A 19,902-nucleotide genomic window follows, 5' to 3' on the forward strand; every position below is an offset into this window, starting at 1 on the left:
TCAGGCGGGGTGGGAACCGGTGGGGCCGACGCGGCGTCTCAGGCCGTGAGGGGTGGTCCACTCGAACGTGGTCCGGTCGGTCTGTTCGACGGTGTAGCCGGCGTGGGTCTTGGCCCGGTGGTGCCTGCGGGTCAAGGGCGCGGCGGCGTGGTCACCGGTCTGTCCGGGTGGTCCGCCGGTGTCGGGGTCCAGGTAGGGCGTCGGATGGTCCAGATCGACCCGCCTCGTGACCGACGTGGAGTGCGGGAACGCGTCGGCCGGAATCAGGATCGCGGTCCGTTCCCGGACGATGGTGGGGTGCTCGTACCGGTCGACGGCGATGGTCTCCGACAGATCCAGCACCGGCCGCAGCGTCACGTTCGCATGGGCCAGGAGGAGTCGGACCTGGTCGAGGACCAGCGGTCCGAGCTCCTCGACTCGGGCGACGCCGACGCCGGTGTCGAGGGCGGCCTGGTGGAGGTGGACGTGCAGCACCGCTGACGGCTTCCTCCGCTTGCTGGCCTGTTCGTCGTCCTGCTGGTCGAGCAGATGGAGGAGTGCGGCGAGGTCGTGGGGGCGGGCCAGCCAGCCCAGCGCGACGGCGCGGAGCTCGGCCTTGGTGACGTCCTCGGGCAGGTCCGGGTGATGAGCCTGACGTAGGTCGGCGTCATCGTGGAGGAGGTCGGCGACCCGGTCGACGGTGGCGTCGATCCAGACGGCGTCGCCGGCCTCGAGGCGGGCGAACAGCATCCGTAAACCGGTGTCGTCGGTCGGGGAGAGCACCACGGTGCGGGTGCGGCGTTGTTCTTCGATGCGGGCGGTGTGGGCGGCGGTGTCGGCTTCGATGATCTTGGCCTCGACGATGCGGAACACCCGCCCGGGCGCGCAGCCGCCGATGGCCTTCGCGACGGCTTCGTCGACGAGCGCGACCTGGGCGAAGGTCAGCTTGCGGGTCATCGAGGCGACCCGGCACGCCACCCACGCATCGCAGGCCAGCGACTGCACGATGGCCCAGGTCAGGGGGAGGCGGTGGCGCAGGTCGAGTGCGTCGGCCATCACCGAGCGGGTCGAGAGGACGTGGGAGTGGCGGGCGATGGCCAACTCGCCGAGGCAGAGGTCTTGGACGTAGGGGGTGCCGGCGCCGCCGACGTCGATGAGCTGGTCCCCGCCATACCGGACCGGGATCGCGCCGGGGCGGCTCTGGGGGTCGTCGCCGTGAAGATCGGCCCAGGCCAGGACGAGATCGAGGTCTTCGAGGGCGGCGGCGCGGCGAGTGCGCACGGACGTCTCGGCGGCCGCCAGCACGGTGGCGGGGTCGAGGACGTCAAGGCTCATGCCTTCATTCTAGTTCGAACAGGTGTGCGAATCTAGAGCATCTGAGGATCTGTGGGCAAAGATCTGATCGGCCGGGGGTGTGCCCCTCTCTATACCGCCGGAAGGGCCACTTCGGACGGGCCGCAGGGAGCAGCCCGCGTCCGGCCGCCGACGGCAATCACGGTGGACATCGCCCAGGTAGCCAGCCGAACAAGGACGATCTGAGCGGACCTGCAGCCCTCGACCGACCGGCTGGCGTGTCACATCGGTGGGCTCAGTGCCGGCTCTCGAGCTGCGGGGGTTTCGACACGGTCGCTAGCGCGACCTGCTCAACCAACGGGGGGGGGTGCGACCACGACGCGGCAGGGAAGGCGGCGGCTCGTCGCGGTGTTGGGACGGATGTGAGGCTCTCCCTGCTCGACCGGTCCCGCACCCGCGCCGGCACCCCCGACGCCGAGGCCCTGGCCGCGACCGTCGACCGGGCGGTGCGCGCGGAGGAGGCGGGCTACGAGCGGTTCTGGGTCGCCGAGCACCACGCGGTGCCCGGCATCGCGTCGGGCACGCCCGCGGTGCTGCTGGCCGCGATCGCCGGTCGTACGACGACGATCCGGATCGGCTCCGGGGGCGTGATGCTCCCGCTGCACCAGCCGCTCGTCGTCGCCGAGCAGTTCCTCGTGCTCGACGCCCTGCACCCCGGGCGGGTGGACCTCGGCCTGGGCCGCTCGGTCGGCTTCACCGAGCCGGTACGGCGGGCGCTGCGCAGCGGCCCGGAGGCCGCGGAGTCGTTCGAGGCGGACCTGGCGGAGCTGCGCGGCTACCTCGACGGCACCGCTGAGGTCACCGCCCGTCCGGCGGCGCGAGCGCCGATCCCGCTGCACCTGCTGGCCACCGGCCGCGGCATCGAGGTGGCGGCTCGGCTCGGTCTGCCGGTGGTGGTCGGCGGGCCGGTCCTGGACTCCGAGGAGCTTCCCGCCGCGCTCGCGTCGTACCGCCGCGACTTCCGCCCGCACGGCGACGGCTCGCCCTGGGTGACGGTCTCGCTGGACGTCCTCGTCGCCGACGACGACGCGACCGCCCGCGAGCTCGCGCTGCCCGAGGCCTGGGCGATGGCCCGGTCGCGGCAGACCGGCGAGTTCCCGCCGCTGGAGTCCGCGGCCGCCGTGCACGCCGCCCCCTGGCCCGCCCAGGTACGGCGCCGCGTCGAGGCCTCCCTGGACCGCGCCCTGGCCGGGAGCCCGGAGACCGTACGACGCCGCCTCGACCGGCTCGTCGAGCGCACCGGGGCCGACGGGGTCATGTCCAGTGCCTCGACCTACGACCGGGACGCCCTGCTCGCCTCGGACCGGCTGCTCCGCGACATCGTGGCCTGATCAGTCGCGACGGAGCGCCCGGACGTAGAGCCAGATCGCCACCAGCGCCGCCCCCGTCAGGCCCGCGGCGACGAAGACCTCGACGAGCCCGGTGTCGGCCGTGGCGACGTAGGCGACCCCCACCACCGCCGCGCCGACGACGACGGTCACGCAGCTCACCACGAACCGGTGCTGCATCCCGTTCATGCGCCGACGATATCCACCCACCGCTCCCCCGCGGCGACGTCGAAGCCGGCGCACGGCGTCGCCGTGGTCTGCACCAGCGTGCGGCGGGCGCGCTCCCTCCCTAGGCTGGAGCCATGCAGCAGTCAGGTCGCACCCTCGCCACCATCGCGGGCGCGCTCGTCGCGCTGGGGATGCTCGCCTACGCCGTCGGGGTCGCGATCAGCGACCCGCTCTCGACCGGACTCGGCTTCCTCGTCCTGCTCTCCTGCGTGTCGACCGCCCTCCCCCTCCTCGCCGTCGGCGGCGCGATGTGGGCGATCGGCGCGCGTCAGGCGAGCGCGGCCGTCCGCCCCTTCTGACCCGGACCGGCGGGTCAGCCGCCGTCCACCCACCGCTCCCCCGCGGCGACGGTCTCGCCGCGCCCCGAGGTCAGCTCGGCGACGAGGGCGTGCAGCCGCGCCTCACCGTCGGGCGGTACGCCGAGCCGCAGCGTCGCGCGGGCGTCGTACGACGTGTCGAGCACGCGGACGCCGCGCGTCCGGAGCTCGGTCTCAATCCGGCCCGCGTCGGCGTGGTCGACCTCGAGGAGGTGCTCGCGCAGGAGCGAGCGGCGCAGCGTGCCGGCGGCGTCGAGGCCGGCGCGGACCGCGTCGCCGTAGGCCCGGACCAGGCCGCCGGCGCCCAGGAGGGTGCCGCCGAACCAGCGGGTGACGACCGCGACCGTGTCGCTGACCCCGGCGCCGCGGAGCACCTCGAGCATCGGGGCGCCCGCCGTACCGGCCGGCTCGCCGTCGTCGCTGGAGCGCTCGACCGGCACCGGGGGCGGCCCCACGACGAGGGCGGTGCAGTGGTGCCGCGCGTCCCAGTGCGCGGTCCTCAGCCGCTCGACGACCGCCCGCGCGGCGGCCTCGTCCGGCACCCGCACCACGGTGGCCAGGAACCGCGACCGCTTGACCTCGATCTCGGCCTCGGCGTCCCGGGCGAGCGTGAGGTAGCTGCTCACCAGACGCCCACGACGTCGCCGCCGATCCGCACCACGAACGCGGCGACGACGGCGATGAAGAAGATCCGGACGAACCGCGAGCCGCGCGAGACCGCCACGCGGGCACCGAGGTAGCCGCCGACCAGGTTGCAGACCCCCAGCACCAGCCCGGTCTTCCACAGCACCGCACCCTGCGGGACGAAGAGCAGCAGCGCGCCGAGGTTGGTCGCCCAGTTGGCCAGCTTGGCCTTCGCGGACGCCTCCAGGAACCCATAGCCGAGTAGCCCGACGAGGGCGAAGACGAAGAAGCTGCCGGTGCCGGGGCCGAGGGCGCCGTCGTAGAAGCCGATGGCCGCACCCACCACCATCGCGGCGGCCAGGTGGGTGCTGCCGGCGTACCGCAGCGCGGTGGCCTCGCCGAGGCTCGGCTTGAGCAGGACGTAGGCGCCGACGAGCACCAGCACGACCAGCACGATCGGCTCGAAGGCCTCGCGTGGGATCTGGCTGGCCACCAGCGCGCCGGCGAACGACCCCACCAACGCGAGCAGCATCAGCGGCAGGAACGTGTGCGGGTCGGGGCGGACCCGGCGGTAGTACGTCGCCGAGCTGACCGTCGTGCCGCAGATGCTGGCGAGCTTGTTGGTGGCCAGGATCTGCACCGGGCTCGCGTGCGGCAGCCCGACCAGCAACGCCGGCAGCTGGACCAGCCCGCCCCCGCCGACGACAGCGTCCACGAAGCCCGCTGTGACCGCCGCCAGCCCGAGGAGCGCCAGCACGGTCAGGGTCGGGTCCTCCACCCGGCCGATTGTCCGCGCCCGCCCGGGCCGCAGACGAATCCCGAGACATCGTGCGACCACAGGCGTGCGACCGGCCCGGTTGGGTAGGAAGTCCCCGCCCAGCACCTCTCTACAGAACCGGAGAAAACCTCACCATGACTCGTTGGCTGTCCCGCGCGGTCGTTGCGCTCGCCGTCCCCGTCCTCGCCGTCCCGGCCCTCACCACGCCCGCGCACGCCGCCAAGGCGCCGAAGGTCCCGGCGGTCGCGCAGGTCGCGAAGATCTACCCGCACCTCGCCGGCGGCACCGCCTCGACCTCCACCTCGTCGGTGAAGTCGATCAAGAAGTGCAAGTCCGGCAAGGCGATCAAGGGCGCAACCTCGGCGTCGGCGGCCTACTCGCCCGCCCAGTACGCGACCCCCACCGCCGCTGCGCCGCTGGTCTACGTCTCGGCGCTGAAGTTCCGCAACACCAAGGCCGCCGTGAAGTACCTGCGGAGCGCTTCGAAGACCGCCAAGTGCCCCGTCGACGTCGGCGGGACCAAGGTCAAGGTCAAGGTCAAGAAGCTGAAGGTCCGGCTCGGCGACCAGAGCTGGGGCTACACCGTGACCGCGACGATCTCCGGCCAGAAGTTCGTCAGCCAGTCGGTGGTGGCCCGCAAGGGCAAGAAGATCATCACCACCGGCGTCAGCGCCACGGACGGCGGGACGCCGTCGGCCAAGAAGGCCGTTAAGCTGGCCAAGCTGACCCTGAAGACCGCTCGCTGACCCAGCCCCTGGGTACCGTCGCGGCGTGCGCATCGTCTCGCTGCTCCCCTCGACCACCGAGATCCTCTTCGCGCTCGGCGCGGGAGAGGACGTCGTCGGGGTGACCTTCGAGTGCGACACCCCCGACGAGGCGCGCGAGCGCCGGATCGTCTCCACCTCGTCGATGCCGGCGGGCCTCACGCCCGCCGGCATCGACGCGTACGTCGCCGCCGCGCTCGGACGGGGCGAGGACCTCTACCGCCTCGAGCAGGACGCGTTGCGCGATCTCGAGCCGACGCACGTCGTCACCCAGGACCTGTGCGCGGTCTGCGCGGTCGACGTCGACACCGTCGCGGACGCGCTGCAGCACCTCGGCTCGAACGCCAGCGTGCTCACCTACGACCCGCACACGGTCGACGAGGTGCTCGCCTCCGTGATCTCCCTCGGCTCGGCGCTCGGCCGCACCGGACCGGCCGTCGCGCTGGTCGACTCCCTGCGCGCGCGGCTGGACGCCGTGGCCGCGCGGGTCGCCGACCGGCCGCGGCCCCGGGTCGTCGTGCTGGAGTGGACCGACCCGCCGTACGCGCCCGGCCACTGGATCCCCGAGATGGTCGCGCTCGCCGGCGGCGACCCGGTCCTGGGTACGGCGGGCGAGAAGTCCGTCCGGACGACCTGGGACGACGTGCACGCCGCCCGGCCCGACCTCGTCGTGGTCGCGCCGTGCGGCTACGACCGGGCCGGTGCCCAGGAGCAGGCGGAGACGGTCCGCCCCTTGCTGCCCGCCGGCGTCGCCGTGCACGCCGTGGACGCCGACGGCTGCTGGGCCCGCCCCGGGCCGCGCATCGTGGACGGGGTCGAGGAGCTGGCCGCGGTGCTCGACGAGCTGGCTGTCGGTGACCCCGGCTAGAACGGTGGCCATGTCCATCGCCGATGAGACCGAGCAGTTCCTGCGGGCCCTCTCCGAGCCCGACGCCGACCCGCGACCACGCGAGTGCCTGGTCTGCTACGTCGCGCGCCGACTGCGCGTGCGCGCGTGCGACCACCGGCGGCTGTGGACGCTGCGCTTCCGCGACCTGCGCTCCCCAAGGGCGACGTCGCTGGAGCACCGGCTGTGGACCCAGGGGGTCCGCTGCGACTGCGACCTGTTCCACCGCAACGGCTTCCGCGTGACCAGCGGACCACTCGTGCGCGACCTGCTCGGCACCCGCCCGACCGGGCACGACGAGCAGCCGGCCTGCGACGGGGTGCACCGCACCTCCACCCGGCCGTGCGCGCTGTGGGAAAAGCGGCCGCGGTGGGACCCGTGGCCGCCGCCCGAGGAGGACGACACCGCGCCGCCGTTCTGAGGCGGCTCAGTCGCCGACCCAGAACCCCCGGCCGCCGAACCAGTCGCCGTACCCCGAGCCGCCCCCGCCGAGGCCCGGCCCGCGCGACCCGAGGTAGGAGCCGACCACGGCGGCGCCCAGGTCGTCGAGCTCGGGCGCGACCACCCGGCCCTCGACCCGTTGGGCCATCGAGTCGACGAAGCGGGCCAGGCCCGGGTCCTCGCCGAGCCGGAAGAACGTCGTCTGCGCGCCGAGACGGCGCGAGTTGTCGAGCTCTCGGACGGCGTGGGCGACGGTGAGCGGGTGTGGCGGGTAGCTGAAGAACACCTCGCCGCTGGCCTCCAGGTGGGAGGTCGGCTCGCCGTCGGTGACGATCAGGAGCACCGGCTGCGCGTTCGGGTGCTTGCGGAAGTGCCGGTTGGCGAGCAGCAGCCCGTGGTGGAGGTTGGTGCCCTTCTCCCACATGGCGTCGAGCGCGGTCAGCTGCTCGATGTCCATCACCTCCGCGTGCCGGCCGAAGCCGATCAGCTGCAGGGCGTCGCCGCGGAACCGGGACTTGATCAGCGTGTGCAGGGCCAGCGCGGTGCGCTTCATCGGCACCCAGCGCCCGTCCATGGCCATCGAGAACGACGTGTCCACCAGCAGCGCGACACAGGCCTGGGTGCGGGCCTCGGTCTCCTGCACCTCGACGTCGCCGATCTCCATCAGCGGGCCATCCGGGGAACCGGCCCGGCGCAGCGTGCCGTTGAGGACAGTGCGCGGGATGTCCCACGGCTCGGTGTCGCCGAACGCCCACTCGCGGGTCGAGCCGGACAGCTCGCCGGCCGCGCCGGCTCGGCGCAGGTCGCGCTGGCCCTGGCGGCCTGACATCTTGTCGGCGACGTCCTTGAGCAGCGCCTTGCCGAGCTGACGCATCGCCTTCGGGGTGAGCTGGAGCTGGCCGGTCGAGTCGCGGCGCATCGTGCCCTGCTCGCGCAGCGCCTTCTCCAGCTGCTGCAGGGTCTTGGCGTCCACGGCCGCGGACTCGCCGAGCTGCTGGGCCAGCTTGTCGAGGTCGAGGTCGTCCATCCGCGCTCCGCCGTACGACTGCGAGAGCTGCTCGGCGAGCTGGTCGAGGTCGGCCAGGTCCTGGAAGACACCGGTACCGTCGCCGAGGCCCAGTCCCTCGTCACCGCCCAGCTGCTCCGAGCCGCCCCAGTCCTCGCCGGGGCGCAGCGACTGCAGGTTGCCGTCGAGCCGGGACAGCGCGTCCATCAGCTGCGGGGAGCCGAAGGCCTGCGCCGAGAGCTCCATCAGCTCCTGGCGCTGCTCGGGCGACATGGAGTTGAGCATCCGCTGCGCCGCCGCGGCCCGCTGGGCCATCGCGTCGAGGAGCTCGTCGAGGTTCTGCGGGTTCTCGGGGAAGAAGTCCCCGTGCTTCGCCATGAACTCCTCGAAGTCCTCCTGGGAGTCCTCGCCGAGCTGCCGCTTCTCCAGCAGCTGGTTGAGGTCGCCGAGCATCTCGTTGATCGCCGCCCGGTCGTCGTCGGTGGCGTTCTCGAGGGCGTCCTTCATGCCGGCGAAGCGCTGGTCGAGCAACTCGCGGCCGAGCAGGTCCTTGATCCTCTCGTAGTCCTCGCGCGCCTGCGGGCTCTGCCAGTCGTACGACGCCAGCTCGCTCACCGCCGCCGCGGGGCTGGGCGGCAGGTTCTCCAGCTGCATCTCCCGGAACGCCCGGTCGGCGTCGTCCATCATCGCGTCGCGGGCCAGCTGCTTGCGCTCCTCCAGCACGGCGCGGTCCAGCAGCTCCTTGACCTCCTGCAGGGTGCCGTCGAGGTGGTGCCGTTGCAGCAGCTCGCGCCGCTTCTCGGCCACCCGGCGGGCGAGCTCGTCGAGGCCGGCCTGGTCGCGCCCGCCCCGGCGCAGGAACTCCCGCATCGCCCGCTCCGGGCTGTAGCCCGCCATCACGTCCTCGCCGATGGCGTCCAGCGCCTCCGCGATGTCGACCGGCGGCGCGAGCGGGTCGCCGCCCTCGTACCGCTTGAACCGGGACTGCCGGGTCCTGCTCATGCCTCGCTCCTCTCACGCGTGACGGCGACCGACCCGCGCACCACGCGCGGGATCTCGGCCACCTCGTCGACCCGGGCGAGCAGCCCGTCGACGACCTGCTGCGGGGCGTCGCTGTCCACGTCGACGTCGTAGGCGATGGTCGTGGACGACCAGGTCGTGCTGTCGAAGCCACCGACGGCGTCCACCCGGACCCCGGCCAGGGCGATCCCCGGCTCCTGGGCCTCGCGGTAGACGTCGTTGAGCACGCAGCACGCCACCGCGGTCAGCAGCAGGTGCGCCCCGGTGCCGCCGCCGTCGACCGAGATGCCGTCCTCGGTCCAGGCGTGCGGGACGACGTACGCCGGCGCCAGCCCGTCGCGCCGCGAACCGGACGCGACGCGCACCCGGACCTGCACGTCAGCCGTAGACGGTCTCGGCACCGTCGGAGTCCTTGCCGATCTTGCGCGCGAGATAGAGCCCCTCGAGGGCGAGCTCGATGGCGCCGGCCCGCTGGCCGTCGTTGGTGGCGCCCAGCCGGTCGCAGACCTCGTCGTACAGCTCGGACTCGCCGAGGACCGGCAGCCCGGTGAGGAAGTCGCGCGCCGTGACCCGCTCCCCCGTCGAGACCATCTCGCCGGCCTCCAGACGGTCGACCAGCAGTCCGAAGTCGATGCCGCGGAAGTGCTGGCGCACCGTCTCGGCGGTCGCGGTGCGGAGCAGGTGGGTGAGGATCTCGGCCTCGCGGCCCTCCTCGCCGGACTCGAACTCGATCTTGCCGCCGAGGACGTCGACCGCGGTCTCCAGGTCGACGACCCGGGCGACCGCCTCGTCCTCGCCCTGGGCCGTGGCCCGGTGGATGGCCGCGGCGGCGATGGTCTCGGCACCCGCGATCGCGAACCGGGCCGAGACGCCGCTGCGCTGGTCGACCGAGCTGGACTCGCGCAGGTTGCGGGTGAACCGGGCCAGGATCTCGACCAGGTAGTCGGGCACCTCCGCGACCAGGTCGGCCTCCTGCCGGATCACCGCGACCTCGTCCTCGAGCTCCAGCGGGTAGTGGGTGCGGATCTCGGCCCCGAACCGGTCCTTCAGCGGGGTGATGATCCGGCCGCGGTTGGTGTAGTCCTCGGGGTTCGCGCTGGCGACGACGAGCACGTCGAGCGGCAGGCGTACGACGTACCCGCGGATCTGGATGTCGCGCTCCTCCATCACGTTGAGCATCGCGACCTGGATCCGCTCGGCCAGGTCGGGCAGCTCGTTGATCGCGACGATGCCGCGGTGGCTGCGCGGGATCAGGCCGTAGTGGATGGTCTCGGGATCGCCCAGCGAGCGGCCCTCGGCCACCTTCATCGGGTCGACGTCACCGATCAGGTCGGCCACCGACGTGTCGGGGGTGGCCAGCTTCTCGGCGTACCGGTCGTCGCGGTGGCGCCACTCGACGCCCAGCGCGTCGCCGAGCTCCAGCGCGCGACGGCGCGAGGCGTGGGTGATCGGCTCATAGGGGTGCTCGCCGAGCTCGGAGCCGGCGATCACCGGGGTCCACTCGTCGAGCAGGCCGATCATGGTGCGCAGCAGTCGGGTCTTGCCCTGGCCGCGCTCGCCCAGCAGGACGACGTCGTGGCCGGCGATCAGCGCCCGCTCGAGCTGCGGGATCACCGTGCCGCCGAGGCCGTGCAGCCCCGGCCACGGGTCGACGCCCTCGCGGAGCATGCCGAGCAGGTTGTCGCGGATCTCGGTGCGCAGCGGCTTCTGGACGTGTCCCGAGGCCCGGAGTTCGCCGACGGTGCTGATGCTGGGAGCGGAGGTCACGCTTCCAACGTACTCAGCACCTCAATCGGCGTCATGGGGTACGACGGCGACGGCACCGTCGGCCCGCTCCACCACGGTCGGCGCGACCGGCACCCGCACCAGCTGGCGCAGCCGCCCGGTCTGCCGCAGGCCGACGACGGTGAGGTCCCGGCCCTGCGACGCGGCGACCAGGGCCTCGTCGACCAGACCGCGCCAGAGGGCCCGCTCGACGGGCACCTCCGGGTACTCCTCCTGGAGCCCCGCGACCGACTCCGCGACGAGCAGCTCCAGATCGGCGTACGCCGACGAGCCCGGCTCGACCCGGTGGGCCGGCAGGGTGGCGACCTGCGCGTCCCAGAAGCAGTGCACGACGGTCAGCGGCAGCCCGCGCAGGGCGGCCTCGTGGAAGGCCAGCTCGAGCGCCGGCCGGGAGATGGCGGTGCCGTCGACGCCGACCAGCACGCCGCCGGTGGCGCGCTCGGCGCCCGGTCGCACGACGACGACCGGGCAGTGCGCCAGGCGGGAGACCGCCACGCTCACCGAGCCGAGCAGCAGGCTGCGTACCGGGCCCCGGCCGCGGGACCCGACCACCACCATCGCCGCCGACCGGGACAGCTCCTCGAGCGCGTCGCGCGGGTCGGCCTCCACGACCAGGCGGTGGACCTCCAGGTCGAGGGCGGGCCGCTCGGCGAGCAGCCCCGCGCGGACCGTGGCCAGCATCCCGACCGCCTCGTCGCGGATCGCCGCGGCGAGCGTCCGGTGGTCGATGCCGGCCTGGTCCAGCCAGCTGCTGCCGTTCAGGGTCCAGGCGTGCACGAGGGTCAGCGGCCGACGGGTCAGACCGGCCTCGGTGGCCGCCCAGCGCACCGCGCGCGCGGACCCCTCGGAGCCGTCGACCCCGACGACGACCGTGCCTGCGGGGACGGCGGGGGTGCTGCTCATGGTCTCCATGCCGCCAGCCTGCCGGGCCCCGCGCGCCGGGGTCAGTGGCTGACGACCGCGACCGAGGGGACCTTGGTCCCGGCCCGGAACACCTCGGCCGCGGTCGCGGCCAGGGCGTCGATCGCCGTCTCCCGGTCGACCAGCCGCAGCACCTCGCGGATGCGCAGGGTCGGGGCGACCCGGCGCGCCTCGTGCCGGGCCGCGGCGAGCAGCTCCTGCCCGGCGTCGGCCAGAGCCCCGACGACCTCGCGCAGCACCCACGGATCCGTGCCGAAGCGCTCCTCGACGGCGAGCGCGTGCACGAGGGTGAGGTCGCGACCGCCCTGTGCCGCCCGCTCGGCCGCCCAGCTCAGGGTCGACCACGAGGCCTCGTCGTCCTCGAGCTCCACCACGACCGTGCCCGCGGGCACCTCCACGATCCGCATGACTCGACGGTGCGGTGTGAGAGCCGTCTCATCGAGGGACCTCGGGTCCCAGCGGCCGGGACCTTGGTCCCGAGCGGGTAGCGTCGCGGCGTGCAGCTCCAGCGCCCCTGCCCGTGCGGCTCCGGCCCGTCGTACGACGCCTGTTGCGGGCGGCTGCACCGAGGCGCGGCCCAGGCCGCCACCGCCGAGGAGCTGATGCGCTCGCGCTACTCGGCGTACGCCGTCGACGACCTCGACCACGTGTTCCGCACCTGGCACCCGCGGACCCGGCCACCGGAGCTCGAGCCCGACCCGACGCTGACCTGGACCGGGTTGGAGATCCTCGGCTCGGGTGAGGACTGGGTCGAGTTCGTGGCGTCGTACGACCGGGGCGGGGTGGCCGGCCAGCGGCACGAGCGGTCGCTCTTCGAGCGGCGCGGCGGCCGCTGGGTCTACGTCGGGGAGGACGTCACCACCGGCTGAGCAGCCGGTCTACGGCCCAGCGGGCCGGGCGCCAGGCCGGCTCGACGTCGAGCACGACGGGCGCGCCGCGCGCGTCCAGCAGGACGTTGCCGACGAGGTTCGCGTCCACCAGCTGCGCGTCCGGCTCGTCGGCCGGGGGCAGGGCGTCGGGCCGGGTGGAGACCGCGACCGCCAGCTCCGCGTGCAGCAGGTGGGCGGTCGCGACCACGACGTCGAGGTCGGTGCAGACCGTCGTGCCCGGCTCGTAGCGGCTGGCCGCCCAGCCGTCGACCACCCAGGACCCGTCGCGCGCGGGCACCGGCATCGCCAGCCGCAGGTCGCGGGGGTCTCGGCCGGGTCGCTCGTCGAGGCGTACGGCGAGGCGGGCCAGCAGGGGGTTCAGCCAGGCCAGGACGTCGGCGTCCCGGTCGGGGCTGAGCACCAGGTCGCCGGCCACGACCTGGCCGCCGCGCGCACCGACGAGCGGGACGACGGCGTCCGGCACCACGAAGAGGTCGAGCACCCGGTCCGGCGGCCCGGCGGCGGGAGACCTGCTGGAGCCGAGCACCGAGCCAGGTTAGTGGCCCGGCGGGGGCGGCGGGCTCAGGGGCGCCGCCGACTGCTCCTCCGGGACCACGGCCACCAGGCAGGCGGTGCCGGAGTAGCGCTGGCGCAGGGCCGTCGCGCCCTCGGCGGTGCGCGCCGAGCGCAGGTCGGAGGCGGCGACCACCAGCAGGTCGTTGCGCGGCGAGGCGAGCAGCCGGTGGGCGCGGGCCTGCTGCGGGACCAGCAGCCGGGTCACCGCGATGTCCTCGCCGACCGGCCAGACCTTCCCGATCGATCCGCGGTAGACGATGGTCAACGAGACACCGAGCGCCCGCGCCTCGTGCTCGGCGAACGCGACCACGGCCCGCTCGTCGGCCTCGTGGAGGTAGGCGAGCACCCGGCCCCCGCGCTCGGTCCGGCTGCCGCGCACCAGCAGCACCGGGCAGCCGACGTCGCTGGTGACGCCCGCGGTGACCAGGCCCGGGACCATCGGGCGGACCGAGCTGGTCTCCGAGGTGCCGACGTACAGCCGCAGGGCGCGCGCCGTGACGGAGCTCAGGACGCCGACCCGGTCGCCGCTGAGCAGCGCGTCGTCGATCGCCAGTCCGGGGGCGGTCGCCCGGGCCAGCCCCACACCGCGCTGGACCACCGCCTCCCCGGCTGCGGCGAAGCGCTCGAGCAGCGTCTCGTCGACGTCGCCGTCGGCGTCGCGGTTGAGCGAGCCGACCACGTGCACGACCAGCAGCCGGGCGCCCTCGCGCGCGGCGGCGAAGGCCGCCTGGGGCACCGTGAGCAGGTCCGACTCGGACCCGCTCACCCCGACCACGACCGCACCGGACCCGCGCTCCACCAGCTCCGAACGTGCTGCTGGCAAGCCCCCACCCCCCGGTCGACGCGTCTGGGACCTTTGTTTCACACCTCCCCCTTTCGGGGGAAGCCGTCATCTCGTCAGCGATCGTCGGTGAACCGCGGCGCCCGACCCTCGTGCCGGGCCCGGGTCGCCTCCTCGAAGTTGCCGGTCAGCAACCGCAGGTAGAGCTGTCCCAGGCCCTCGCTGGGCAGGTAGGACTCCAGCGACGTCGCCGCCTGGCCGGCCTGCAACGATCTCTTGGTGAGCTCGACGCCGGGTTGGGAGAAGCCCGCGACCCGCTCACCGGTCCGGACCGCCGCGGCCACGACGTCCTCGTGGACCGACGAGACCAGGCCGATCCGCTCGGCCTCCGGGGCGCCGACGTCGCGCCCGGTGAGCATGATGTCGGCGGCCCGGGTCGAGCCCACCGCCCGCGGCAGCAGGTAGCTCAGCCCCAGCTCGCTCGCCGTGAGCCCGTTGTTGATGCCGGCGGCCCGGAAGTACGCCGCCGGCGCGGCCAGCCGCAGGTCGCAGGCCAGGGCCAGGCAGAGCCCGCCGCCGATCGCCGCGCCGTTGATCGCGGCGACCACCGGCTGGTGCAGCCGTCGTACGGTCAGCACGACCTCCTCGAGGACCTCCATCGCCCGGAGCGCGTACGTCGGCCGCGTCACCCCGACCACCCCGGGCGGCACCCCGGCGGACTCCTGATCGGCGCCCGAGCAGAAGCCCGCGCCGGCGCCGGTGAGGACGACCGCGCGCACCGTGTTGTCGCTGCCCAGCGCCCGCAGCTCCGCCAGCAGCGGGACCATCACGTCGAAGGCCATCGCGTTCATCCGCTCGGGGCGGTTGAGGGTGACGACGGCGACGGCCTCGACCGGGCGGTCGACCAGGACGAAGGACATCTCAGACGCTCAGGATCACCGACGACCCGTGACCGAAGAGCCCCTGGTTGGCGGTGATGCCGACCGTGGCCCCCTCGACCTGGCGACCGGTGGCCTGCCCGCGCAGCTGCCAGGTGAGCTCGCAGACCTGGGCCAGCGCCTGGGCCGGGACCGCCTCGCCGAAGCAGGCCAGCCCGCCCGACGGGTTGACCGGGATCCGGCCGCCGATGGTCGTCTCGCCGGCCCGGAGCAGCTGCTCGGCCTCGCCCCGCCTGCTGAGGCCGAGGTCCTCGATCCAGTCGAGCTCGAGGGCCGTCGACAGGTCGTAGACCTCGGCGACGCCGACGTCCGCGGGCTCGATCCCGGCCTCCTCGTAGGCGGCCCGGGCGATCGACTCCTTGAAGGTGTGCTCGGGCTCGCCCACGGCGGCGCTGGAGTCGGTCGAGAGGTTGGGCATGTCCATCACGGTGTTCGGGAAGGTCGGGGTGACCGTGGAGACCGCGGAGACCCGGACCGGGCTCGCCAGCCCCAGGCGCTTGGCGTACTCGGTGCTGGCCAGCACCACGGCCGCGGCCCCGTCGGAGGTCGCGCAGATGTCGAGCAGGTGCAGCGGGTCGCTCACCACGGCGCTGGACATCACGTCCTCGACGCTGACCGCCTTGCGGTAGCGGGCGTAGGGGTTCTCCAGCCCGTGCCGCGCGTTCTTGACCTTGACCTGCGCGAAGTCCTCCTGGGTGGCGCCGTAGAGGTCCATGCGCCGACGCGCGTAGAGCGCGAAGTACGCCGGGTTGGTCATGCCCAGCAGCCGGAACCGCAGCCAGTCCGGGTCGTCCCACCGCTCCCCCGCGTTCGGCGCGAGGAACCCCTTCGGCGTCGTGTCGGCGCCGACCACCAGGGCCACCTCGCACAGCCCGGCCAGGATCCGCGCACGAGCGGTGTCGAGGGCCTGGGCTCCGGTGGCGCAGGCGGCGTACGACGTCGCGACCCGGGCGCCGTTCCAGCCCAGCGCCTGGGCGAAGGTGGCGCCGGCGACGTACCCGCCGTAGCCGTTGCGGACCGTCTCGCCGCCGACCACCAGGTCGACGTCGGTCCACGCGACGCCCGCGTCCGCGAGGGCGGCCCGGGCCGCGTGCACGCCGTACGTGACGAAGTTCTTGCCCCACTTGCCCCAGGGGTGCATGCCCACGCCGAGGACGGCGACGTCGTGGCTCACTGATCGGCCTCCTGACCGAGCTCGACGACCGGCTTCCAGCGCCAGATCGACAGATCGTCGTGGAGGGTCTCGACGACCAGCTCGGCCTCCGCGCCGACCCGCAGGTCGGCGACGCCGTACCCCTGGGCGACCTGGCCGAGGACGGTCAGGCCCTCGGGCAGCTCGACCGCGGCGAGCGCGAACGGCTCGTAGGGGTCGGACGCCGGGACGTACGGCGCAGGCGGCTGGTACTGCGCGTCGGTGTAGGACCAGATCCGACCGCGACGCGACAGCTCGGTGCTCTCGAAGTCCTCGCCGTCGCAGGCGGGGTTGCGGCAGAAGCCACCCGCCAGCGGCGGGAAGTAGACCGTGGTGCACGTCGTGCACCGTGACCCCACCAGCGCCGGCTCCGGCCCCGTCGTGAACCACCCCTCGATCGCGGGTGTCGCCGTCATCCGTCGCCTCCTGAGACCCGAAAACTAGAACAGGTTCTCACTCTAGCGGCAGGACGCCCGCCCCCGCTCAGACCGGATCGACGAACCCCTCGTCGGCCAGCCAGTCCCGGGCCACGTCGGTCGGGTCCTCCCCGTCGACGTCGATACGGGCGTTCAGCTCCAGCAGCGCCTCGTTGGTGAGCTTCTCCGAGACCGGTGCGAAGAGGTCCGCGATGTCCGGGTGGTCCTCCAGCACCTGCTGCCCCAGGACCAGCGAGACGTTGTAGTTGGGGAAGTAGCGCTGGTCGTCCTCCAGCACGACGAGGTCCAGGGCCAGGATCCGGCCGTCGGTCGTGAACACCTCACCGAAGGTGCAGCGGCCCTTCGCGGTCGCGTCGTAGATCGCGCCGGTCTGGTAGGTCTGCAGGTTGTCCTCCGGGACCCCGTCCGCGCCCCGGGACAGCCCGTAGGTCTTCAGCATCCCGTTCAGCCCGTCGGGCCGGTTGGCGAACTCGGACTCGATGCACATCGTCCGCTCGGCGACCGGGACCTTGGCGATGTCGGAGAGCGTCTTCAGGCCGTACTTCTTCTGGGACTGCTCGGTCACCGCGAAGCCGTAGGTGTTGTTCATCGGCGCCGGCGGGAGCCAGGCCAGGCCGTTCTCGAGATCCTCGTCGCGGACCGCCTCGTACTGCTCCTGCTCGTCCTTGATCGGGTCGGTGTGGCCGAGGTAGGTGATCCAGCCGGTGCCGGTGTACTCCCACTGGGCGTCGATCTGGCCCTCGAGGGCGGCCTGCCGGGTCGCCGAGCTCCCGGGGATGTTGGTGAGGTCGGTGACCTCGGCCCCGGCGGCCTTCATCACGATCAGCGCGATCTTGCCGAGCAGGATGCTCTCGGTGAAGTTCTTCGAGCCCACGGTGATCTCGGCGCCGTCGAGGGACCCGGCGTCGGTCAGGGCCCCGGCCAGCTCGGCGTCGGGCACCGGTCCGCCGGCCGTCCCGAGGCCGCAGGCGGTCAGGGACGTGGCGAGCACCGCCACGACGGCGGTACGGCGCAGTCGCGTCGTCATGTCAGACCCCCTTCGGCCGGGTGAACAGCTCCAGGAGCCGGCCCAGCCACTCGACGAGCAGCGCGAGCAGCGCGATCAGGACCGCGCCCCACACCATGAGCGAGACCTTCAGCAGCGAGATGCCGGTGGTGATGATCGCCCCGAGCCCGCCGGCGTCGATGAAGGTCGCCAGGGCGGCCGTGCCGACGACGAGCACCAGGGAGGTGCGGACCCCGGCCATGATCACCGGCCCGGCGAGCGGCAGCTCGACCCGGAGCAGCACCCCGGTCGCCGACATGCCCAGGCCGCGACCCGCCTCCTTCAGCGTCGGGTCGACCCCCTGCAGGCCGGTGATCGTGTTGCGCAGCACCGGCAGCAGGCCGTAGAGCGTGAGGGCGATGACGCCGGTCCAGAACCCGTAGCCCCGCCACATCGCGAGCAGCGCGATCAGGCCGATCGACGGCGCCGCCTGCCCGGTGTTGGCCACCGCGACCACGAGGGGCGCCGCGATCCGGGCGCGTCCCCGGGTCAGGAGGACGCCGGCCGGCACCGCGATCGCGACGACGGCCAGCGCGGAGACCACGGTGAGGCGGACGTGCTCGCCGAGCAGCTTCCACACGGTGGGCCAGGCCAGCTGTGACTCCTCGATCGAGTCCAGCGTGGCCGTCTGGCGCCACACGACGTAGACGAGGAAGACGGAGGCGACGATGACCGGCGGCACCACGAGCATGGTCACGGTGCCGCGCGGCATCGACCGCAGTCGCGAGGTCCGGGCGGGAGGGTCGGTCGCGATGTCACTCACCATGGGCGGCGGCCTCCCGCTCCAGCTGGCGCATGTGGTCGGTGACCGCCTCGAAGCTGATCACGCCGAGGTACTGGTCGCGGTCCCCGGTCACCACCGCGGCCCCGTGGCTGGAGGTCAGCATGGTGTCGAGCGCGTCGTTCAGGGTCGCGCGCGAGTCGAGCGTGTTGAGCTTCTCGGCGTCGTACGACGGAACCCGGTCGTGCCCGCGCAGCTGGCGCAGCCAGGGCCAGCCCAGCGGCCGGCCGCGGTCGTCGAGCACGACGACCGCGTCGTGGCCCTCCGCCTCGGCGCGGGCCACGACCTCGCCGGTCGACTCGCCGACCCGGGCGGTGGGGCGGGGGGCCAGCTCGATCGAGGACACCCGGGCCAGGGACAGCTGCTTGAGCGTCGAGCCGGAGCCGACGAAGTCGCTGACGAAGTCGTCGGCCGGCGCGGCCAGGACGTTCTCGGGGGTGTCGTACTGCGCGACCTCGGCCCCCTCCCGGAGGATCAGGATCCGGTCGCCGAGCTTGATCGCCTCGTCGATGTCGTGGGTGACGCACACGATGGTCTTGCGCAGCTCGCGCTGGATGCTGAGCAGCTCGTCCTGGAGCCGCTGGCGGGTGATCGGGTCGACCGCACCGAAGGGCTCGTCCATCAGGATCACCGGCGGGTCGGCCGCCAGGCCGCGGGCCACGCCCACCCGCTGCTGCTGCCCGCCGGACAGCTCGCGCGGGTAGCGGCCGCGGTACTTGGCCGGGTCGAGACCGACCAGGTCGAGCAGGTCGACGACCCGCTGCTCGATCCGGTCGGCGTCCCACCCGAGCAGCTTCGGCACCAGGGCGATGTTCTTGGCCACGGTCATGTGCGGGAAGAGGCTGCCGCCCTGGATGACGTAGCCGACCTGCCGGCGCAGCTCGTTCTCGCCCTGCTGGCGCACGTCCTGCCCGCCGATCCGGATCGTGCCGGAGGACGGCTCGATGAGCCGGTTGATCATCTTCAGGCTGGTGGTCTTGCCGCAGCCCGACGGGCCGACGAACATCACGATCTCGCCGGCGGGGATGGTCAGGGTGAGGCCGTCGACGGCCGCGGTCTTCTGGCCGGGGTAGCGCTTGGTGACGTTCTCGAGCGCGATCTCGGCGCCGCTCACCTCGGGCTGGTCGGTGGTCATGCGCGGATTCCCTTCGAGACGGTGAGCCGCCCGAGCAGCAGCAGGAGGAGGTCGGCGAGGAGCGCGACCACGACGACACCGACGGTGCCGACGACGGCGTAGTTGACCGCGTTGGCCCCGCCGATCTGGGTGATGCCGGTGAAGATGTAGCCGCCCAGGCCCGGACCGTTCACGTACGCCGCGATCGCGGCGACGCCCATCGACATCTGCATCGAGACGCGCAGGCCGGCGTGGATCACCGGCCAGGCCAGCGGGAGCCGCACCCGGAGCAGGACGGCGACCGGGCCCATGCCCATCCCCCGCGCGGACTCCAGGAGCGTCGGGTCGACCCCCCGCAGCCCGACGACCGCGTTGCGCAGCACCGGGAAGACGGCGTAGAAGGCCACCGCCCAGAAGGCCGTGAAGGCACCGATGCCGAGCAGCGGCAGCAGCAGGCCCACGAGCGCGAACGCGGGGATGGTCAGCCCGATCGCCGAGACCGCGTTGGCGAGCGTCTCGAGCCGCGGCACCCAGACCACGACGACGGCCAGGGCCACCCCGACCAGCGCCGCGAACAGCACCGCCTGCACCACGAGGTTGGCGTGCTGGAGGGTGTTGTAGACGATCTGGTCAGACCGGTCGTCGACGAATTGCCACATGAAGCGCCGCGGTGCCCGATCACCGCCTCACCCAAACGTGTGTGCCCCTCTCTCCTCCGGTGGTCGAGGAGGGACGGAGT

The 19,902-nt window shown here is 73.3% G+C and carries 24 protein-coding genes; 6 read left to right on the forward strand and 18 right to left on the reverse strand.

What is annotated here, in order from left to right; all coding sequences use genetic code 11:
- Positions 1 to 1,314 (reverse strand): hypothetical protein, encoded by a 1,314-nt coding sequence (locus tag V7S47_RS06410; protein WP_336560788.1) that lies wholly within the window; start codon positions 1,312 to 1,314, stop codon positions 1 to 3.
- Positions 1,315 to 1,694: 380 nt separating this feature from the next.
- Between V7S47_RS06410 and V7S47_RS06415 the strand changes: the two genes are divergently transcribed.
- Positions 1,695 to 2,663, forward strand: a complete 969-nt coding sequence (locus V7S47_RS06415; protein ID WP_336560789.1) for an MsnO8 family LLM class oxidoreductase — start codon at positions 1,695 to 1,697, stop codon at positions 2,661 to 2,663.
- Here the strand turns inward: V7S47_RS06415 and V7S47_RS06420 are convergent, their stop codons facing one another.
- Complete coding sequence (locus V7S47_RS06420) at positions 2,664 to 2,849, reverse strand: hypothetical protein (protein ID WP_336560790.1); 186 nt, start codon at positions 2,847 to 2,849, stop codon at positions 2,664 to 2,666.
- A 113-nt stretch (positions 2,850 to 2,962) separates the two neighbouring features.
- Between V7S47_RS06420 and V7S47_RS06425 the strand changes: the two genes are divergently transcribed.
- Positions 2,963 to 3,187 (forward strand): hypothetical protein, encoded by a 225-nt coding sequence (locus V7S47_RS06425; RefSeq protein WP_336560791.1) that lies wholly within the window; start codon positions 2,963 to 2,965, stop codon positions 3,185 to 3,187.
- Positions 3,188 to 3,201: 14 nt separating this feature from the next.
- On the opposite strand, the gene V7S47_RS06430 is transcribed toward V7S47_RS06425, so the two are convergent.
- Entirely contained in the window at positions 3,202 to 3,831 is a 630-nt protein-coding gene (locus V7S47_RS06430) for a YigZ family protein (RefSeq protein WP_336560792.1), read from the reverse strand.
- Entirely contained in the window at positions 3,828 to 4,607 is a 780-nt protein-coding gene (locus V7S47_RS06435; RefSeq protein ID WP_336560793.1) for a TSUP family transporter, read from the reverse strand. The genes V7S47_RS06430 and V7S47_RS06435 overlap by 4 nt, the downstream gene beginning before the upstream one ends.
- 134 nt (positions 4,608 to 4,741) lie before the next feature.
- Here V7S47_RS06435 and V7S47_RS06440 point away from each other — a divergent pair, with 134 nt between their 5' ends.
- The 3 genes from V7S47_RS06440 to V7S47_RS06450 are packed head-to-tail and all read left to right on the forward strand — an operon-like array spanning position 4,742 to position 6,678.
- On the forward strand, positions 4,742 to 5,353 hold the full coding sequence (locus V7S47_RS06440) for a hypothetical protein (protein ID WP_336560794.1): 612 nt from the start codon (positions 4,742 to 4,744) through the stop codon (positions 5,351 to 5,353).
- A 25-nt stretch (positions 5,354 to 5,378) separates the two neighbouring features.
- A complete protein-coding gene (locus V7S47_RS06445) occupies positions 5,379 to 6,239 on the forward strand; it encodes a cobalamin-binding protein (RefSeq protein ID WP_336560795.1) in 861 nt (286 codons plus the stop codon).
- A gap of 10 nt (positions 6,240 to 6,249) precedes the next feature.
- On the forward strand, positions 6,250 to 6,678 hold the full coding sequence (locus V7S47_RS06450) for a DUF2695 domain-containing protein (protein WP_336560796.1): 429 nt from the start codon (positions 6,250 to 6,252) through the stop codon (positions 6,676 to 6,678).
- A 6-nt stretch (positions 6,679 to 6,684) separates the two neighbouring features.
- Here the strand turns inward: V7S47_RS06450 and V7S47_RS06455 are convergent, their stop codons facing one another.
- The 5 genes from V7S47_RS06455 to V7S47_RS06475 are packed head-to-tail and all read right to left on the reverse strand — an operon-like array spanning position 6,685 to position 11,837.
- Positions 6,685 to 8,706, reverse strand: a complete 2,022-nt coding sequence (locus tag V7S47_RS06455) for a vWA domain-containing protein (protein WP_336560797.1) — start codon at positions 8,704 to 8,706, stop codon at positions 6,685 to 6,687.
- Positions 8,703 to 9,125, reverse strand: coding sequence for an OsmC family protein (locus V7S47_RS06460; RefSeq protein WP_336560798.1), 423 nt, complete (start codon positions 9,123 to 9,125; stop codon positions 8,703 to 8,705). Before V7S47_RS06460 ends, V7S47_RS06455 begins: the two co-directional genes overlap by 4 nt.
- The gene (locus V7S47_RS06465; protein WP_090858323.1) at positions 9,103 to 10,491 is read right to left on the reverse strand and encodes a sigma 54-interacting transcriptional regulator; all 1,389 of its coding nucleotides are present in this window, start codon (positions 10,489 to 10,491) and stop codon (positions 9,103 to 9,105) included. Before V7S47_RS06465 ends, V7S47_RS06460 begins: the two co-directional genes overlap by 23 nt.
- Before the next feature lie 21 nt (positions 10,492 to 10,512).
- Complete coding sequence (locus tag V7S47_RS06470) at positions 10,513 to 11,421, reverse strand: universal stress protein (RefSeq protein WP_336560799.1); 909 nt, start codon at positions 11,419 to 11,421, stop codon at positions 10,513 to 10,515.
- Positions 11,422 to 11,453: 32 nt separating this feature from the next.
- Positions 11,454 to 11,837 carry a hypothetical protein gene (locus V7S47_RS06475; protein WP_336560800.1) on the reverse strand — a complete coding sequence of 128 codons (384 nt, stop codon included), beginning with the start codon at positions 11,835 to 11,837 and terminating at the stop codon, positions 11,454 to 11,456.
- Positions 11,838 to 11,927: 90 nt separating this feature from the next.
- Between V7S47_RS06475 and V7S47_RS06480 the strand changes: the two genes are divergently transcribed.
- Positions 11,928 to 12,299 carry a YchJ family protein gene (locus V7S47_RS06480; RefSeq protein ID WP_336560801.1) on the forward strand — a complete coding sequence of 124 codons (372 nt, stop codon included), beginning with the start codon at positions 11,928 to 11,930 and terminating at the stop codon, positions 12,297 to 12,299.
- Here the strand turns inward: V7S47_RS06480 and V7S47_RS06485 are convergent.
- The 9 genes from V7S47_RS06485 to V7S47_RS06525 all read right to left on the reverse strand — a co-directional run bounded on the left by V7S47_RS06485 (position 12,286) and on the right by V7S47_RS06525 (position 19,822).
- Positions 12,286 to 12,846, reverse strand: a complete 561-nt coding sequence (locus tag V7S47_RS06485) for a hypothetical protein (protein WP_336560802.1) — start codon at positions 12,844 to 12,846, stop codon at positions 12,286 to 12,288. The two genes, V7S47_RS06480 and V7S47_RS06485, sit on opposite strands and share 14 nt — an antisense overlap.
- 9 nt (positions 12,847 to 12,855) lie before the next feature.
- Positions 12,856 to 13,698: a universal stress protein gene (locus V7S47_RS06490; RefSeq protein ID WP_336560803.1), complete on the reverse strand. Its 843-nt coding sequence runs from the start codon at positions 13,696 to 13,698 to the stop codon at positions 12,856 to 12,858.
- Between the two features lie 74 nt (positions 13,699 to 13,772).
- On the reverse strand, positions 13,773 to 14,576 hold the full coding sequence (locus V7S47_RS06495) for an enoyl-CoA hydratase (protein ID WP_336560804.1): 804 nt from the start codon (positions 14,574 to 14,576) through the stop codon (positions 13,773 to 13,775).
- A 1-nt stretch (position 14,577) separates the two neighbouring features.
- Positions 14,578 to 15,768: a lipid-transfer protein gene (locus V7S47_RS06500; RefSeq protein ID WP_336560805.1), complete on the reverse strand. Its 1,191-nt coding sequence runs from the start codon at positions 15,766 to 15,768 to the stop codon at positions 14,578 to 14,580.
- Positions 15,765 to 16,202, reverse strand: a complete 438-nt coding sequence (locus tag V7S47_RS06505) for a Zn-ribbon domain-containing OB-fold protein (RefSeq protein ID WP_336560806.1) — start codon at positions 16,200 to 16,202, stop codon at positions 15,765 to 15,767. Before V7S47_RS06505 ends, V7S47_RS06500 begins: the two co-directional genes overlap by 4 nt.
- Before the next feature lie 67 nt (positions 16,203 to 16,269).
- Complete coding sequence (locus V7S47_RS06510) at positions 16,270 to 17,250, reverse strand: glycine betaine ABC transporter substrate-binding protein (RefSeq protein WP_336560807.1); 981 nt, start codon at positions 17,248 to 17,250, stop codon at positions 16,270 to 16,272.
- Between the two features lies 1 nt (position 17,251).
- Positions 17,252 to 18,034: an ABC transporter permease gene (locus V7S47_RS06515; RefSeq protein ID WP_336560808.1), complete on the reverse strand. Its 783-nt coding sequence runs from the start codon at positions 18,032 to 18,034 to the stop codon at positions 17,252 to 17,254.
- Positions 18,024 to 19,184, reverse strand: coding sequence for an ABC transporter ATP-binding protein (locus V7S47_RS06520; RefSeq protein WP_336560809.1), 1,161 nt, complete (start codon positions 19,182 to 19,184; stop codon positions 18,024 to 18,026). Before V7S47_RS06520 ends, V7S47_RS06515 begins: the two co-directional genes overlap by 11 nt.
- Positions 19,181 to 19,822, reverse strand: coding sequence for an ABC transporter permease (locus tag V7S47_RS06525; RefSeq protein WP_090858362.1), 642 nt, complete (start codon positions 19,820 to 19,822; stop codon positions 19,181 to 19,183). The genes V7S47_RS06520 and V7S47_RS06525 overlap by 4 nt, the downstream gene beginning before the upstream one ends.
- Between the last annotated feature and the right edge of the window lie 80 nt (positions 19,823 to 19,902).

It is taken from the genome of Nocardioides sp. CCNWLW216, from assembly GCF_037120545.1.
GTDB classification, from domain to species: domain Bacteria; phylum Actinomycetota; class Actinomycetes; order Propionibacteriales; family Nocardioidaceae; genus Nocardioides; species Nocardioides lianchengensis.

Coding starts and splice junctions, on each gene's coding strand:
- V7S47_RS06410 (WP_336560788.1), bottom strand. CDS start 1,314: ATGAGCCTTGACGTCCTCGACCCCGCCACCGTGCTGGCGGCCGCCGAG.
- V7S47_RS06420 (WP_336560790.1), bottom strand. CDS start 2,849: ATGAACGGGATGCAGCACCGGTTCGTGGTGAGCTGCGTGACCGTCGTC.
- V7S47_RS06425 (WP_336560791.1), top strand. CDS start 2,963: ATGCAGCAGTCAGGTCGCACCCTCGCCACCATCGCGGGCGCGCTCGTC.
- V7S47_RS06440 (WP_336560794.1), top strand. CDS start 4,742: ATGACTCGTTGGCTGTCCCGCGCGGTCGTTGCGCTCGCCGTCCCCGTC.
- V7S47_RS06450 (WP_336560796.1), top strand. CDS start 6,250: ATGTCCATCGCCGATGAGACCGAGCAGTTCCTGCGGGCCCTCTCCGAG.
- V7S47_RS06455 (WP_336560797.1), bottom strand. CDS start 8,706: ATGAGCAGGACCCGGCAGTCCCGGTTCAAGCGGTACGAGGGCGGCGAC.
- V7S47_RS06470 (WP_336560799.1), bottom strand. CDS start 11,421: ATGGAGACCATGAGCAGCACCCCCGCCGTCCCCGCAGGCACGGTCGTC.
- V7S47_RS06475 (WP_336560800.1), bottom strand. CDS start 11,837: ATGCGGATCGTGGAGGTGCCCGCGGGCACGGTCGTGGTGGAGCTCGAG.
- V7S47_RS06495 (WP_336560804.1), bottom strand. CDS start 14,576: ATGTCCTTCGTCCTGGTCGACCGCCCGGTCGAGGCCGTCGCCGTCGTC.
- V7S47_RS06505 (WP_336560806.1), bottom strand. CDS start 16,202: ATGACGGCGACACCCGCGATCGAGGGGTGGTTCACGACGGGGCCGGAG.
- V7S47_RS06510 (WP_336560807.1), bottom strand. CDS start 17,250: ATGACGACGCGACTGCGCCGTACCGCCGTCGTGGCGGTGCTCGCCACG.
- V7S47_RS06515 (WP_336560808.1), bottom strand. CDS start 18,034: ATGGTGAGTGACATCGCGACCGACCCTCCCGCCCGGACCTCGCGACTG.
- V7S47_RS06520 (WP_336560809.1), bottom strand. CDS start 19,184: ATGACCACCGACCAGCCCGAGGTGAGCGGCGCCGAGATCGCGCTCGAG.
- V7S47_RS06525 (WP_090858362.1), bottom strand. CDS start 19,822: ATGTGGCAATTCGTCGACGACCGGTCTGACCAGATCGTCTACAACACC.